This is a genomic window from Bacillus sp. AFS002410 (assembly GCF_002556365.1).
In the GTDB taxonomy this organism is placed as follows: Bacteria; Bacillota; Bacilli; order Bacillales; family Bacillaceae_G; genus Gottfriedia.
The window spans coordinates 42,023-57,220 of the sequence record NZ_NUEU01000099.1 but is presented as its reverse complement, the minus strand read 5'-3'; the positions used below and the strand labels follow the sequence as shown (position 1 = coordinate 57,220).

The 15,198-nt window shown below is 30.2% G+C and carries 14 protein-coding genes; 10 read left to right on the top strand and 4 right to left on the bottom strand.

Annotation, left to right across the window (positions count from 1 at the left end):
* Positions 1-12 precede the first annotated feature (12 nt).
* From iadA to CN692_RS23895, 4 genes are all read left to right on the top strand, one after another.
* A complete protein-coding gene (iadA, locus tag CN692_RS23910) occupies positions 13-1,179 on the top strand; it encodes a beta-aspartyl-peptidase (protein WP_098121632.1) in 1,167 nt (388 codons plus the stop codon).
* A 192-nt stretch (positions 1,180-1,371) separates the two neighbouring features.
* Entirely contained in the window at positions 1,372-2,418 is a 1,047-nt protein-coding gene (locus CN692_RS23905; protein WP_098121631.1) for a BMP family lipoprotein, read from the top strand.
* 174 nt (positions 2,419-2,592) lie between these two features.
* Entirely contained in the window at positions 2,593-2,775 is a 183-nt protein-coding gene (locus CN692_RS23900; RefSeq protein WP_098121665.1) for a twin-arginine translocase TatA/TatE family subunit, read from the top strand.
* Positions 2,776-3,560: 785 nt separating this feature from the next.
* Positions 3,561-4,403 carry a DegV family protein gene (locus tag CN692_RS23895; protein ID WP_098121664.1) on the top strand — a complete coding sequence of 281 codons (843 nt, stop codon included), beginning with the start codon at positions 3,561-3,563 and terminating at the stop codon, positions 4,401-4,403.
* Positions 4,404-4,431: 28 nt separating this feature from the next.
* On the opposite strand, the gene CN692_RS23890 is transcribed toward CN692_RS23895, so the two are convergent.
* The gene (locus tag CN692_RS23890; RefSeq protein WP_098121630.1) at positions 4,432-5,385 is read right to left on the bottom strand and encodes an MBL fold metallo-hydrolase; all 954 of its coding nucleotides are present in this window, start codon (positions 5,383-5,385) and stop codon (positions 4,432-4,434) included.
* 171 nt (positions 5,386-5,556) lie between these two features.
* Here CN692_RS23890 and CN692_RS23885 point away from each other — a divergent pair, with 171 nt between their 5' ends.
* A complete protein-coding gene (locus CN692_RS23885; RefSeq protein ID WP_098121629.1) occupies positions 5,557-6,141 on the top strand; it encodes an SCO family protein in 585 nt (194 codons plus the stop codon).
* Between the two features lie 118 nt (positions 6,142-6,259).
* On the opposite strand, the gene CN692_RS23880 is transcribed toward CN692_RS23885, so the two are convergent.
* On the bottom strand, positions 6,260-6,745 hold the full coding sequence (locus tag CN692_RS23880) for an Hsp20/alpha crystallin family protein (RefSeq protein WP_179865663.1): 486 nt from the start codon (positions 6,743-6,745) through the stop codon (positions 6,260-6,262).
* A 187-nt stretch (positions 6,746-6,932) separates the two neighbouring features.
* On the opposite strand from CN692_RS23880, the gene CN692_RS23875 reads away from it, so the two are divergent.
* The 4 genes from CN692_RS23875 to CN692_RS23860 all read left to right on the top strand — a co-directional run bounded on the left by CN692_RS23875 (position 6,933) and on the right by CN692_RS23860 (position 12,387).
* The gene (locus CN692_RS23875) at positions 6,933-7,418 is read left to right on the top strand and encodes a GNAT family N-acetyltransferase (protein ID WP_179874541.1); all 486 of its coding nucleotides are present in this window, start codon (positions 6,933-6,935) and stop codon (positions 7,416-7,418) included.
* Between the two features lie 198 nt (positions 7,419-7,616).
* Complete coding sequence (locus tag CN692_RS23870) at positions 7,617-9,530, top strand: hypothetical protein (RefSeq protein WP_142317423.1); 1,914 nt, start codon at positions 7,617-7,619, stop codon at positions 9,528-9,530.
* Entirely contained in the window at positions 9,520-11,391 is a 1,872-nt protein-coding gene (locus tag CN692_RS23865) for a hypothetical protein (RefSeq protein WP_098121625.1), read from the top strand. The genes CN692_RS23870 and CN692_RS23865 overlap by 11 nt, the downstream gene beginning before the upstream one ends.
* 438 nt (positions 11,392-11,829) lie before the next feature.
* Entirely contained in the window at positions 11,830-12,387 is a 558-nt protein-coding gene (locus CN692_RS23860) for a hypothetical protein (protein ID WP_098121624.1), read from the top strand.
* Positions 12,388-12,674: 287 nt separating this feature from the next.
* Here the strand turns inward: CN692_RS23860 and CN692_RS23855 are convergent, their stop codons facing one another.
* Positions 12,675-12,866, bottom strand: coding sequence for a hypothetical protein (locus CN692_RS23855; protein ID WP_098121623.1), 192 nt, complete (start codon positions 12,864-12,866; stop codon positions 12,675-12,677).
* Positions 12,867-12,996: 130 nt separating this feature from the next.
* Positions 12,997-13,461 carry a MerR family transcriptional regulator gene (locus CN692_RS23850; RefSeq protein ID WP_179865661.1) on the bottom strand — a complete coding sequence of 155 codons (465 nt, stop codon included), beginning with the start codon at positions 13,459-13,461 and terminating at the stop codon, positions 12,997-12,999.
* A 338-nt stretch (positions 13,462-13,799) separates the two neighbouring features.
* Between CN692_RS23850 and CN692_RS23845 the strand changes: the two genes are divergently transcribed.
* Complete coding sequence (locus tag CN692_RS23845; protein WP_257144116.1) at positions 13,800-15,140, top strand: hemolysin family protein; 1,341 nt, start codon at positions 13,800-13,802, stop codon at positions 15,138-15,140.
* Positions 15,141-15,198 lie beyond the last annotated feature (58 nt).

Here is a 15,198-nt window from a genome sequence, read left to right as displayed (position 1 = left end):
TTGGAGGTATATATGTTACTCATAAAAAATGGAGAAATATTCTCACCCAAATCAATAGGTAAAAACGATATTTTAATTTCGAATGAAAAAATTGAGTATGTTCATGAGGAAATAAACTTTACTTCAGCTAATCTGCCTATACAAATATTGGATGCAACTGACTACTATATTGTGCCTGGCTTCATTGATGCACATGTTCATCTTATTGGAGGTGGAGGAGAAGGTGGGTTTAAAACTAGAACACCTGAATTATTATTATCTGACTGTATAAAAGGTGGAATCACTACGGTAGTAGGGGTGCTTGGTACAGATGGAACAACGAGAACAATGGCAAGCTTACTTGCGAAATGTAGGGCTTTAGAGGAAGAAGGAATAACTTCGTTTGTCTACACAGGCTCATACCAAACACCTGTTAAAACACTATTTCCTAAAATTGAAGAAGACATCATCCTTATTGATAAAATTATTGGTGTTGGGGAAATTGCAATTTCAGACCATCGATCTTCTCAACCGACAAAGGATGAATTTGCAAGAATAGCAGCACAAGCTCGAAATGGAGGGTTACTTTCTGGAAAAGCTGGTGTTGTGAATGTACATATAGGGGATAGTAAAAAAATGCTATCAATGATTGAGGAGATTGTAGATGAAACTGAATTACCAATCACTCAATTCTATCCGACGCATATTAACCGAAATAGTTACTTATTTGAAGCAGGGATTAAATATGCAAAAAATGGTGGATTTGTAGACTTTACGACAAGTTCCATTCCACACTTTTTAAATAATGGTGAAGTCAAATGTAGTGTAGGTTTAAAAAGAATGCTCGACTCTGGAGTTAATATTGAACAAATTACATTTACATCTGATGGACAAGGAAGTCTCCCTGATTTTGATGAAAATGGAAAATTAAGAGGAATGAAAGTTGGAAGAGTAAGTAGTTTATATACCGAAGTGAAGGATGCCATTTTAATCGAAGGTATTTCGATTGAAGATGCAATTAGTGTAATCACAATCAATCCAGCTAACATCTTAAAATTACAAAAAGGTCAAATCAAAAATGGTTTCGATGCTGATTTAGTATTTTTAAATAAAACTACTTTAGAAATTGAAAGCGTTATATCAAAAGGTAAAATCATGATGCGAAATAATGAGTTATTAGTCAAAGGAACATTTGAATAGTTTTGGGATTAAAGGGTTAAGAGCGGTCCAAGGAAAGAATTTACTTTTTTTAATACTCTTTTGAATCCCTAGTTGATAATTTTTCTTTTGTCTTAAAAACCTTTAATTTCCTAATACATGCATTTAGAGACGAATAAAAGAATTAACCGAAATTCATACTAGAAATAATTGTATTTGAATGAGGTGAATGATTTGTATAAAAAAAGGACTGCATTAATCTTCACGATGTTAATTGCAGTCGTTATTTCGGCTTGCAGTGTTAAACAAAATTCTGGTGATTCATTTAAAATTGGGATCGTATCAAACTCTAATGGTAAAAATGATAGTTATTTAAACTCAATTGCAAAGAAAGGGATTTCTAAATTTGCAAAAGAGGAGAAGCTAAAAATAGATAAAGATTATAATTACATTGAAACAACAAGTACTAAAAAATTTGAAAAGAAAATAAGCAAAATGGCAGATTCAAATTATGATTTAATTATTGGAATCGGAAGTAATTTAACTAATTCCATGAATACAGTTGCCACTCAATATAAAAATATAAATTTTGGTTTAATTGATTCAAGAGTTGATTTACCTAATGTGATAAGTATTAATTTTTCTGAACAAGATGGAGGTTTTTTAGCAGGCGTAATTGCGGCTATGAAAACAAAAACAAAAAAATTAGGGTTTATCGGCGGTGTCGACAATGAAATAATAAACCGTTATAAATATGGTTTTATTTCTGGAGTTAAATCAATCAATAAAGACATCGAAGTTTTTACTGCTTATTCTGATACTTTTAGTGATCCAAAAGAAGGTTCTAAAATAGCCACCGATTTCTTTAATCAAAATGTAGATATTATTTTTCCTGTCGCAGGTTTAACAAGTAAGGGTGTTTTTAATACTGCCAAAAAAATAAAGAAATCAAATAAAAGAGAATTGTGGGTTATTGGAGTAAACAAAAACGAATATAAACAAGGTTTACCTGAAAATGTAACTCTTTTCTCAATTGTAAAAAAAATTGATCAAGCTGTATATGATTTAGCTAAGCAAGCAAAAACAAATGAATTTCATGGTGATAAAACATTAATTTATGGGCTTAATGAAGGTGGCATAAGGTTAATATGGGCTAAAAATAATGTAGAGGACCCCATTTTATTAAAGGTTGGAGAATTTAAAGATAAAATTGAATCAGGTAGTATTGTTGTACCAAGTAATGAAAATGAATACTTGAAGTTCAAAGAAAATTTAACTTAAATAAAATGCGGATAAAATGGAAATAATATTATTATGTAAACTAAATCTTAATACTTATTAAAATTTTATAAAAATCCTTGAAATTATTTGACGAATGGACAAATTTTTGACAATATTACTATATAAGGAAAGTTTGGTACTTACTTATTAATAGTGGATGGAAGTTGGGGGAAAATAATGGCTAACATAGGCTTTCCAGGTTTAATTTTAATTCTAATTTTAGCTTTAATTATATTTGGACCAAAAAAATTACCTGAAATCGGAAAGGCATTTGGAGATACACTTAGAGAATTTAAGCGTTCTACACAAGGCCTTACAAATGATCTTTTAGAAGATAAAGATGAGAAGAAAAAGTAAATAAATTACTAAAAAACTCGGACTAGTACCGAGTTTTTTTTTATCGCATTTTAATAAAAAAATAGTCAAAAGTTAAAATGTTACTAAGCGATCTATTTAAAGGTGAATTTCTTCTGATGAAGTTATAATGTTATTTATTTTTTTTATAGAAAATTTATTTATTGAATAAAACCAAACTTTTAGTAATGGCTCTTTTTTCAGAATATAAATTATTGAGTTGGTAATTGTTTGAAGAACAAATTTAATTATTTGATATAAGTAGACGGTTACAATTATTAGCAAAATAACTGAGTATCTAATTTTTGATATTCCCATACGATAGGGGATTAGTAAAGTTCTTTATTGCTGCTTTTATTTGAAAAAGTTGATTGGAACGGAAGGATTCTCGACTCCTATGGGAGATGCGGGAAGGCTGAGACCCCGGAGGCAAAGCCGAGGAGGCTTAGGTCTCGCCCCATGGAAAGCGAGATTCCTGTAGTGGAAATCAACTACACATAGCTTCTTTTTATGGGAAAATTTATTAATTGATAGGTTCTTATGCCAACAACGTGTAAAAAACTCGGTATCATACCGAGTTTTTTTATTTTATTAAGGTCAATTTGAATGTCCCTTCTAATAGTTTATCGCTTCACTTACCTAATTTTTCTCTGAAGTCAATACGATTTTTTAATAAATTTTGAATTTTTAATGGAATTTTAATAGTTACTGTTAACTGAAAATAAAAATGATATAATAAGTTAGCTTGCAAAATTTGTAGAATTTTAGAAGAGAAAGATGTGAATCAATTGGCGAATATTAAGATTGTTACTGACTCAACGGCCGACTTATTAAAAGAAGAAATTGAAAATTTAAATATAACAGTAATTCCATTATCAATTCAAATAAATGGTGAAACTTATATAGACGGTGTTACGATCTCACCGAAGGAATTTATCGATAAAATGCAACAAACAGTCGAATTGCCAAAGACATCTCAACCAGCTGTTGGTACATTTGTAGAGACATTTGAAAAATTAACAGCTGATGGTAGTAAAGTTATTTCAATTCATTTATCGAGTGGTTTAAGTGGTACTTATTCAACTGCATGTGTAGCAGCTGGTATGGTGGAAGGTGATGTTACAGTAATAGATTCAGCATTTATTACAAGAGCAATGGCTTTTCAAGTAATAGAAGCAGCAAAAATGGCAGAAGACGGATCAACAAAAGAAGAAATCGTTAAACGTATTACGAAAATTAAAAATAATTCATATTTATATATAATGGTAGATACACTTGAAAATTTAGTTAAAGGCGGAAGAATTGGGAAGGGTAAAGCATTTATTGGTTCATTATTAAATATTAAACCAATCGCATCACTTGATGGAGGCGTTTATTCTCCAGTTGGAAAGGTGCGTAGCCATCCACAGGTCGTAAAAACTTTAACGAAGTATTTTGAGCAAGATACAAATGGAAAAACGATTAAAGGCGTAGGGATTGCGCATGCAGATGCGCCAGAACTTGCAGATGCTCTTAGAAATTCAATTCAACAATTTTCAAATTTTGAATTAGACAAAACTGGTTATACGACACCGGTTATAAGCACACATACTGGTAAAGGTGCAATTGGGTTTGTTTTTTACGCTGAATAATATTTTTTCATACTAAAAAGAAGAAGCCTCAATAAAAAATGGCTTCTTCTTTTTTATTAAGTACTTTAGAATGCAGTATTGTTTCGCCTAGTAAAGATATTTTAAGCTTTTCTGTTTTTAATTTCTTTCTTTTCCATTCAGAACATAAGCGCTCTAATGCTTCGATTGGAGTGTCATCTGCAAGTTTAAAGGTTCCGTAATGCATTGGGATAAATAATTTTGCATTTAAATCGATAAACGCTTGCACTGCTTCCTCAGGTGACATATGGTTGTATTTCATAAACCATTCAGGTTCATATGCTCCAATTGGGATGATCGCTGTATCAATTTTAAATTTTTTCCCAATTTCTTTAAAGCCTGAGAAATATGCACTATCACCAACGTGATATAAGCATTCTGTAGATGTTTTGAAAACAAACCCACCCCAATGTGATTTATTTCTGTCAAATAATGTTCGCTTCGTCCAGTGTTGTGCAGGGACGAATGAAATATTAATTCCAGAATAGTTTTTTGATTCCCACCATTTCATTTCACTTACGTTATGATAGCCACGTTTATGAAACTTTTCCTTTAAACCTATTGGTAAAATGAACAATGTGTTTTTTGGAAAATGGCGTAATGTATTAAAATCAAGATGATCATAATGACCATGTGAGATACAAATTATGTCAATTGGAGGTAATTCGGATAAAGACAGCCCTGGATTTGATAAACGCTTTTTTAAAGCCATTTGATTAGCATAAACAGGATCAGTTAAAATATTGACTCCGTTAATTTGAATTAGAAAAGTAGAATGTCCAATCCATGTAATAGTTGTTTTATGACGATTTTCTTTTAAAAATGAGATTTCCTTTTGACTACTTTGTTGAATTGTACTGCTGTAATCTTTTCTTTTTTTACTTCTTTCAATTCCACATTTGACATAATCTTTAAAAGTTTTTCGATAACTCGTGTCTAAGTTTTTGTATTTTTTATTTGCCATGATCAGTCATCCTTTCGAAGATTATTAATCAACATGATTAGTGTAACTTTAGTTTGTAAAATTATCTTTTGAAAAATTTAAAGTTTATATGTTAATTAATTTAAAATATTAGAAAAGAGTAAGCTATTTTTGATACAATGGACGAGTACAACGCAACTTAGGGGGAGAAATATGAAGAAAAGTAGGTTATTCATGACATTAATAGTGATTTTATGTCTTTCATTATTAAGTGGTTGTGGAAATAAACTTGATAATCCTTTAAATTGGGATTTAGAGAAATTTACATACAAAAATCAAGAAAATCAGTCATTTGGTACAAAGAATTTAAAAGGTAAAGTTTGGCTAGCTGATTTCATATTTACAAGTTGTCAAACAGTTTGTCCGCCGATGACAGCAAATATGGCAAAATTACAACAAAAGGCAGCAGAAAAGAAATTGAATGTGGACTTTATTTCGTTTAGTATTGATCCAGGAGTTGATACACCACAATTATTAACGTCATACGCTAATAAATTTAATGCTGACTTTAGTAATTGGAACTTCTTAACAGGTTATTCTCAAAATCATATCGAAAAATTTGCTTCAGAAAATTTTAAAACAATTGTTAAAAAACCAGAAAACAATTCTCAAGTTATTCATGGTACTAGGTTTTATTTAGTTGATCAAAAAGGCAAGATTGTGAAAGATTACAGCGGTGTAAGTAATGTGCCATTTGATGACATTTTGTCAGATATTAAAACATTGAACGGGCAATAATGGTTAAATGTTAAAATAAAATATGATTTAATAAAAAACTGAGTACTTAAAAGATACTCAGTTTTTTTATTATTTAATTTAGTTTTTGCTAGCTAATTGAAATGATTAAATTGTCATTTTAGTCTAAAAAGATTTGTTTTTGGTATTCTGGTAATTTTGTACCTTTTATGACAAGCATTCCATTTTCGTAAATTGCAGCCGCTGTCGTTGCATTGATTGGGTATGGTAATTTAACAATTCGTTGTGATTGGCTATAAGAATATTTTTTATATGAGTAGTTTGTTTGATCGTTTAAAACTTCAGTAGTCGTATCAGCTTTTAAGCCTATTGTTAAGATTGTTCCTTCTAAGTCCATATAAATTTGTTCTTTGCTAACACCAGGCATACTTGCTTGAATAATTAGCTCTTCTCCATTTTCGATGATTTCTACTCCAATTGAAGAAAATACACCGTGTTTATGGAAGAATTTATCAATTTCATCAAATAGACCTCTAATAGGGGATTGATCGATTAAATCATCCACCTTTTTTAAATAATGTTGTAAATCAATAGATGAATGGCTTTGTTTTTCATCTGGAGTGTTGTTATTTTCTTTTTCACTCATACTTATACCTCCTAACATTCCGACTAACGCAGTATATGTAATGAGCCTAATATAGGTGCAGGTATTACGTGAAAAAAGATAAAGAAAATAATCAGGATAAGCCAGAATTGATAAAACCATTAGTTGAAAAAGTTTATTATAATGTAAAATAAGAAAATAAAATTAATAAATGAGAAGAGGAAGTTTAATGGAACTAACATTTGCAGCAAAAGAAGATGTAAAAGATATTGTAACAATTTATAATGACGCAATCATGAACACAACTGCTACATTTGACACGAAAATTAAAACGGAAGAGGAAATGCTAATATGGTTTCATAATCATCCAGAACTTTATCCAGTTATTGTTTCTAAAGAGAATGGAATCGTCACGGGTTATTGTTCCATAACACAATTTAAAGAAAAAGATGCATATAAACATACTGTAGAGCTATCTGTTTATATCCATCCAGATCATCGCCGTAAAGGGTTAGCAAAAGCATTAATGGTTGAGATGATCGAAACAGCTAAAAAATTAGGTCATTATACAATTATTTCATGTATAACTAGTGGAAATGAAGTTAGTGAAAGATTGCATGAAAAATTAGGATATCAAAAGGTTGGACATTTTTATAAAGTTGGCCAGAAGTTTAATCAATGGTTAGATATTGTTTATTATCAATTAATGCTTTAGGACTTTTTCAATTTATTTAACTTATACAAATTACATTAGAAGCAACAATTAACAACAACTTGATTTTATACTTTGTCTACTATTTAAACATCTAGGATTTCCTAGGTGTTTTTATTTGTATTAAGGCCGTAGTATTCATAATTTCTTTACTTTGAACGTAAAATGTAGGAGAAATGTCGGAAAGTGGGGGAAATGACTTTGAAATTAAAACGCGCATTGACCCAGAAATTAGTGAAAAAAATTCATAATTTCTTGTTTCTTGGAAAAATTGTTACAGAAAGAGTAGTGGATCAAGAAAAGCAGAGTTTGCTTTTTTATGAGGATGAAGATCATATTCGTTTTTATGTAGAATGCTTATCTCCAATTCCATCAAAATTAAAGGCTAGTTTTTCGACTCAAGACGTGCTGTTTGTAGGGACAACTGCAAATAAAAATAATGAAAGTAAAATAAAACCATGGATTAAAAGTAAGAAAAAAGACGATATAATTGACGGACTAAAAAAGGTGTTTGATTCTAAGTTAGTCATGTTTCGTTTAGAATATGCGAATGAAGTAATTACAGCAGATTTAGTTGAGTTTTTTGATGGGAAAAGAGATTCATTCTATCATCTTTTACCAGTTATTGAACTTAGAGGGGATGGTAAACGGGAAGAGGTGGAAAATCGGTTAATAAAAGGATCCTTGCCAATTCATCTACCAAAATATTTTAATGACTTTGAACAACCCGAATTTATTTTTTATGAAAATAGACTATATGGAAATTTATTTTTAAAATCGATGATGAATGATATCAGTTACTTAGAAAAGCAAAATGAAGTTACTTTTCAAGAATATGATGAAAATGAACTGAAAAAGTCTTTTATTCATTTAAATAATTTAATTTATTTTATCCCGGAAAAACAGTGGGATGAGCTGAAAAAGGACTTTAAAAAAGAATGTAGAGAACTGATCTATACTCAAGAATTTACTGAGAAACAACCATTTCCAATTGAATGGAGTAGTGATTCTGAAAATGCGTTCATTGAAAGGTTTTATCAAAATTGCTTGCAGCAAGGCTTATTATATGAAAAAAAAGACATCATAAATTTTCATATATGTTGTAAATTCCAGGCATTGACAATACTAGGTGGAGTCAGTGGTACAGGGAAGTCACAACTAGCAAGGGTTTATGGTGAGACTTTAGGACTGGAGTTTGGAAAAGAGCTACTTTTTGTTCCAATTTCACCATCTTATCGAGAACATTACGATTTATTAGGCTATTTAAATCCGGCAACAGGAATCTATATAGACTCAGAGACTGGTTTAACAAAATTACTTATAGAGGCAGAGCAATTTCCACACAGGATGTATATGGTGATTTTTGATGAGATGAATCTATCTCAAATTGAACATTGGTTTAGTAAATTTTTATCAATTTTAGAAATGCCACAAGATAAGAGAGTTATTACATTATTTCATGATCATAATGTCGTAATTAACCAATATTATAAGCCTAAAGTAAAAATAGGAAATAATATTATTTTTGTTGGTACAGTTAATTTTGATGAAACCTCAAGTGAGTTTTCTTTAAGATTATTAGACCGTGTTAATATCATCTCACTTAGATCTACGTCTTTTGTAAATTATGCTGAAAAGATGAGTAATGAAAATATATATGAAAATGTACCTCAAATTTATATTAATGCAGAATCCTTTAATAATTGGACGAAGAAAACGTTCAGTTCTTCAGAGCTTACAAATGATGAGCTTAAGTTTTTTGACGAATTTAATAAAATAGTTGAGCAGTCGCTTAGTGAACGAATTATTTCTCCTCGAATGATAAAAGATTTATCAAATTATTTAGCTAATATCCCTACACTGCCTTCACATATCCAATTTGAACGTAGAGAAGCAATCGATCTTTTTGTAAAGCAACGTGTATTAACGAAGGTCAGGGGACTGTTTGCAAATTTAGAAGAACTAATTGGTACCGGAGAGGGGAATGAACAAGAAGGGCTGTTAAACATGATTATGAAATCAAATTTAGGTAGATCAATTTCTGATTTTGAGAATTCTATTAAAGAATTGAAAAAGAAAAGAAAACAGCTGGAGATTGATGGATATGTCAACTAACGAAAGTCCAGAAGTTTTTGAACCTCTTTATCTACCATTTACAATTGCAATTCTAGTTGGAACTAGAGGCAAAGAAGAAAAAATCTCTCTTGATGCACTAACAATGAACCCAAAGGAAGCTTATTTATTTGCCTATGAAATACAGGAATTAAAAAGGTTTTTATTTCAAGTTGATGGTGAATTTGACGGTAAAATTACATTCATTTGGAACAATTTGTATCATTTTCAACAAGAAAATTTAGATGATCATCAATATATTTTCACCTCTGAAAATAGAAGAATACTAATTTATGAACATGGGAAAACGGAAAATGCATATCCTTGGAGATGTGGCTATTATGAATTTTGCATTGTTTATCAGGAACAACATTTTTACGGAATGATTAAAATCGTACCGAAAAATTTAGAGTACGATCAATTAGAGTGGATGCATGCCACTTTACATCAACAAATAAATGGAATAATGAATGATTCCCAATACTTTAAAAAATCTTCAGCTTCTTTAACACAAAATGGAACTATGTATTTTTGGCCAATTATTCGCTTTATCGAAGCGAATGAAGAGCGACTACTTGTAGCTATTCAGCAATTTATTAGTAAACTAAAGCGGAAACAAAAAAAAGAATATGAATTAAAAAGGCAAGTTAAAAAATTAGATTTCACTACGATTAGATGGAATTTATTGCATCCAGACATTTCAAACGCAACGAATTTAACGATGCAGCCTGTTGTTCAAGAGGAAAATTATTTAGATGAAATCAAGTATGCAAAAAATAAAGTGCGCAAATTTTTATTAACAATTGAAACGCTATTAACTTTTGTAAAATATGAATTAGTAAAAGACAAAAATAAAATGAATCAAATCGATTTTCAAATAAGAGATATTGAAAAAATGATGCAGAACGTTGTCGGTAATGGATCAATTACGGATCGGGAAAAAGCTAAATATCGACAGTCAAAATTATTAAAGGAAATCGAGCTAGAAAAATTAGTGAAGAGCGTTTCAGAGAAAGAACGAATTACGAATTCCTTAGAAAAACTTTATGAAGTTTATTTTAGAGAATATACAATCGGTATTTTTCGGATCGCGACTGATAATGATACGTCTAATTACCCTTCCAGTCCTTCTAAAGTGTTTTTAAATTTTATTCACTCGTTAAGCTTGTTTGATAAAAAGGTAAAGGAATATGGTAAAAAACAAATGCTTTTACCTGTTTATAAGCCAACTTTTTTACTATACGAATACTTTGTTTTTTTTTCATTATGCGATATTTTCCTTAAGTTGAAGTTTCATAATGATGAAGAACCGTTAGCTGAACAGATTTTAATGCATATTAAAGATGATGAGCTAATGGATGGTGCCTTTGTAAAGCTTGAAAACAAAGAATGGATTATTAGTTTAGTGTATAACGAAATCATTGAAGGAAGCCCACAAGTATCACTGTTGAAAGGAACTAATTTTTTTAGCGGTGAAGAATCTAAGAAACCCGATATTCGGTTAGATTTTTACCGGAAAAAAAATAATGAATATGTTGCATCAATCATTTTTGAAATTAAATATAGCCCTATGTTTAATATCTACCAGCCAGTAGGAAACACAAAAGCTATGGAACAAATGTATAAATACTGGGGACTTAAATATGTGGAACGCGTGAATGGTAAATTATCATTTGTGCGAAAACCGATCAATGAAGTAATTTGCTTATATCCAGGAAGTAATGTTCATCGTAAAGTTTTAGAGGCAGGTTGCGGAACTTATATTCAGTTTTACCCTAAGAAAAAGGGCGAGGATTTTTATGAGCTAGTAGGTGAAAGGGAATTAGTTGAAATTATTAATAAAACCCTTGAAGAAATAAAGTGATTTTCGAACGTAAACTTGGAACAAATTGTTCAAAGTTAGCTACGCTATAAGAAAAAACAGTGCCCTATACCGAACGAAAGGCGTAGGGCATATTTTTTCTAAACAACAAGTATTGTGGTTTGACATTTCGTTACATTGTCTATATCTTATTTTAAGAAATGAAATTTCATTAAAATAATTATTTTAAATTGGAAATTTATATTACAAAACTAATTATGTTATAATTCGGAATTCACATTTTATACATAATTACTTATGAAAGCGTTGCCAAAAGCTAAATTTTACCATACAATAGAGCCATGTACTCAAGATATTTATATATTTTTTTAACAAAATAACTAAATAGAATTCATGTGAGTTTATTAAAATTTGGTATAAACATAGGTTTATAGACGTAAGATAAGAATATTTATATAGGAATTTTAGGGGTGAATGAGAGTGTTTCGTGTTATTCATACAAATGAAGAGAATAATTTATTTAACGAGCTTTGGGGAGATTTTTGTGAAGAAAACGAAATACCTTTTTTAAAAAGGCATAATCAAGTTACTCGTTATGGTATTTGTAGTTCGGATAAAAAGTTAATTGGCACATTGGAGTTTGATAAATTTGAGTTTGGCAGTGAAGACAAAAACAAATATTATTATAATTTTTCCGAAAACAAGTATATTAAATATATCCAAAATGAAGAAATCTATGAAATTAGTAAGTTATTAATAACCCGGGAAAATAGAGGTAAAGGGTTTTTTAAACATATTTTATTGGCTTGTTATGATCATGCGATGAATAGTAACGCTGATTGGTATATTGGTACAATTAATAAAAGACTTTATATGTTTGCTAGAAGTGTAGGGTTTAAAATCTTACCTATAGACGAGTATTTCGAAATTAGTGATGATATTATTACTGTTCCTTTTTTACTGGATATCAAGCATGCTATTAAACTATTGAAACATTCAGATGAATTTAAAGAAATATTGATGTATTACGATAAATAATTTTTTTAAAAAACTCAGGGTTATTCCTGAGTTTTTTCAGTCTATTGAAAAAAGAACTATTCAATTAAGGAGCATATTTTTAATGTAGAGGAAGCGGTATGATGTTGATTTCCACTACAGGATTCTCGCTTTCCATGGGGCGAGACCTGAGTCTCCTAGGCGCGCATGCGGGGTCTTAATATAGAAATGAATTACTCAATATATTCGCTAATCTCGACCGATTATCTACTTATAATTTCAACACACTAAAAAAACTCAGGGGAATTCCTGAGTTTTTACAAATTGCACTATTCTTGCTCAAGAATAGAAGCTGTTTGATTTGTTTGATTATAAGCTGTTTGACAAGCTTGTAGAGCTTGTTCAATTCTTTCGTGATTTTGTGGTTTTTCAACAGTTTCTAATGCAGATTGAAGACATTCAATAGCGTGTTTAAGTTCAGTCGTAGCATCCTGAGTAAATTGACGTGCATTTTTTTGCATAGAAATTCCTCCCTTCATTCATTCATTTTTATTTTTACCAACATTAATTTAAGTATGTAAAAAAACGCAGCAGAGAAAATCTGCTACGTTTCAGAACTCTTATTAAGTTTTCGCACTGAATAACTTACGGTTAAACTCCAAAAATTGATAAGATTGCAAACCGTTTTTTTGGTTTAAATGTTAGAATTTTTTTCTGATCCTCTAAATCAGCCTTTAATAAAGTTACTTGTTCATTTAATTGGTCAACTTGATTTTCAAGAGTACCAATTACTTTTTTTAAATCTTCTATTTCACAGCGATGTTCCAAGATTTGCACTGAAACAACCTCGTTTGCTTTTGTTTCAACTTTTTCTTCAAGTTTGATTAATTTTTGAGTTAACTCTCTAATCAGATCAATATTGTCAGTTTCCATTTGTTTTGATTCAACTACTTGAATTGATTCTTCATAAATTTCTTTAATTTGCTCTATTTGTTCATCTGTAAATAAATATCCATTATTGGATTTCTCTAATTCTAAATTACCTTTTTTTGAAAATAATAAAACTTTTTTATTTGTTAGTTGAAGCTGTTCCGCTACTTGAGAAGTTGTATACATTGCCATTCCTCCTCTAATAATTTATATATAAACAGTTCTTTATTAAATTCGACTTTCCTTTATGGTTGACAAAACTAGTGTTGACTCGGCAAAAGTTCTTATAATACTTCGAATTTATTTGATATACCTATTAAAATGACTGATTATGTAAACTTTCTTATTTTTATATTGTTTTTTAGCGAAGGGCAGGACATAGGTGTTTAATTTGCACTTTTGATGAAATACTTTTTAAAAATTTTTTGATAACAAATTATTTAACTGAATATACTAAGATAAGCCTAATTTTAAAAATTAGATTATGAAGATAGCCTTCACTTCCAAATGGAGGGATGACTCAGTTGTTAGGAATTGGAACTAATTTACTTTTAGTTGTTGTATTAATTGCATTTACGGCCTTTTTTGTTGCTTCAGAATTTGCGATTGTTAAAATAAGAAGTTCAAGAATTGACCAGTTGTTAGGGGAAGGAAATAAAAAAGCAAGAGCTGTTAAAAAAGTAATTACCCATCTTGATGAATATCTTTCAGCTTGTCAACTTGGTATTACTGTTACGAGCTTAGGTTTAGGTTGGTTAGGTGAGCCCACTATAGATAAGCTATTTACACCTTTAATTGAACATATGAATTTGAATCCTGCTATAACAAAAACGATTTCATTTTTAATCGCATTTGGTATTATTACATTTATTCATGTAGTTGTTGGTGAATTGGCTCCTAAAACAATTGCAATTCAAAAGGCAGAACAAATTACGTTAATGTTTGCTCCAGTGTTAATTTTATTTTACAAAATTACATATCCGTTTATATGGTTGTTTAACAATTCAGCAAGACTAGTCTTAAAAATATTCGGACTTCCACCTGCTTCGGAGCATGAGGTAGCGCATTCAGAAGAAGAATTAAGAATTTTACTTTCAGAAAGCTATAAAAGTGGCGAAATTAATCAATCAGAATTTAAGTATGTAAATAATATCTTTGATTTTAATATGCGAGTCGCTAAAGAAATTATGGTACCTAGAACGGAAATGACAGCAATTGATTTGCGCGAACCTTTTCATGAGAATATTCATTTTATGAGCACAGAAAAGTATACACGATTTCCTGTTGTAGATGGAGATAAAGACCATGTTGTCGGGTTAATTAATTTTAAAGATGTATTTACTGATTTTGTCCTTCACAAAGGAGATGCAGAGGTAAAAACACTTGAACAATATATTAGACCGATCATTCAGGTTATCGAATCAATTTCTGTTCATGATCTGCTTGTGAAAATGCAAAGAGAACATATACATATGTCGATTTTAGTTGATGAATATGGTGGAACTTCTGGGCTGGTAACCGTTGAAGATATTTTAGAAGAAATTGTTGGAGAAATTCGAGATGAGTTTGATGTTGATGAAAAAGAGGATATTACGAAAGTAAACGAAAATAAATTTATTATCGCTGGTAAAGTATTAATTAGTGAAATCAATGATGTTTTTAGTTTGGATATTGACGATACAGATGTCGACACAATTGGTGGTTGGATTCTAACCGAAAATTTTGATGTCCAAGAGGGAGACTTTATTAAATTTCAAAACTGTACGTTTAAAGTACTTAAACTAGATGGGCACTATATAAAATCAATTGAATTAACACGTGAACCAGTTAAAAAAACTGAAAGCCAAGAAGAAAGCGCAACTTAAATTGTCAAACAATTAAGCTGCGCTTTTATCTATCATTTTGAAAATTTCACATACCGTA

What these genes read in the sequence shown, in the direction of transcription:
- CN692_RS23890 (WP_098121630.1), bottom strand. Translation starts at nt 5,385, where the DNA reads ATGGCAAATAAAAAATACAAAAACTTAGACACGAGTTATCGAAAAACT.
- CN692_RS23850 (WP_179865661.1), bottom strand. Translation starts at nt 13,461, where the DNA reads ATGTATACAACTTCTCAAGTAGCGGAACAGCTTCAACTAACAAATAAA.
- CN692_RS23875 (WP_179874541.1), top strand. Translation starts at nt 6,933, where the DNA reads ATGGAACTAACATTTGCAGCAAAAGAAGATGTAAAAGATATTGTAACA.
- CN692_RS23885 (WP_098121629.1), top strand. Translation starts at nt 5,557, where the DNA reads ATGAAGAAAAGTAGGTTATTCATGACATTAATAGTGATTTTATGTCTT.
- CN692_RS23865 (WP_098121625.1), top strand. Translation starts at nt 9,520, where the DNA reads ATGTCAACTAACGAAAGTCCAGAAGTTTTTGAACCTCTTTATCTACCA.
- CN692_RS23880 (WP_179865663.1), bottom strand. Translation starts at nt 6,745, where the DNA reads ATGAGTGAAAAAGAAAATAACAACACTCCAGATGAAAAACAAAGCCAT.
- iadA (WP_098121632.1), top strand. Translation starts at nt 13, where the DNA reads ATGTTACTCATAAAAAATGGAGAAATATTCTCACCCAAATCAATAGGT.
- CN692_RS23855 (WP_098121623.1), bottom strand. Translation starts at nt 12,866, where the DNA reads ATGCAAAAAAATGCACGTCAATTTACTCAGGATGCTACGACTGAACTT.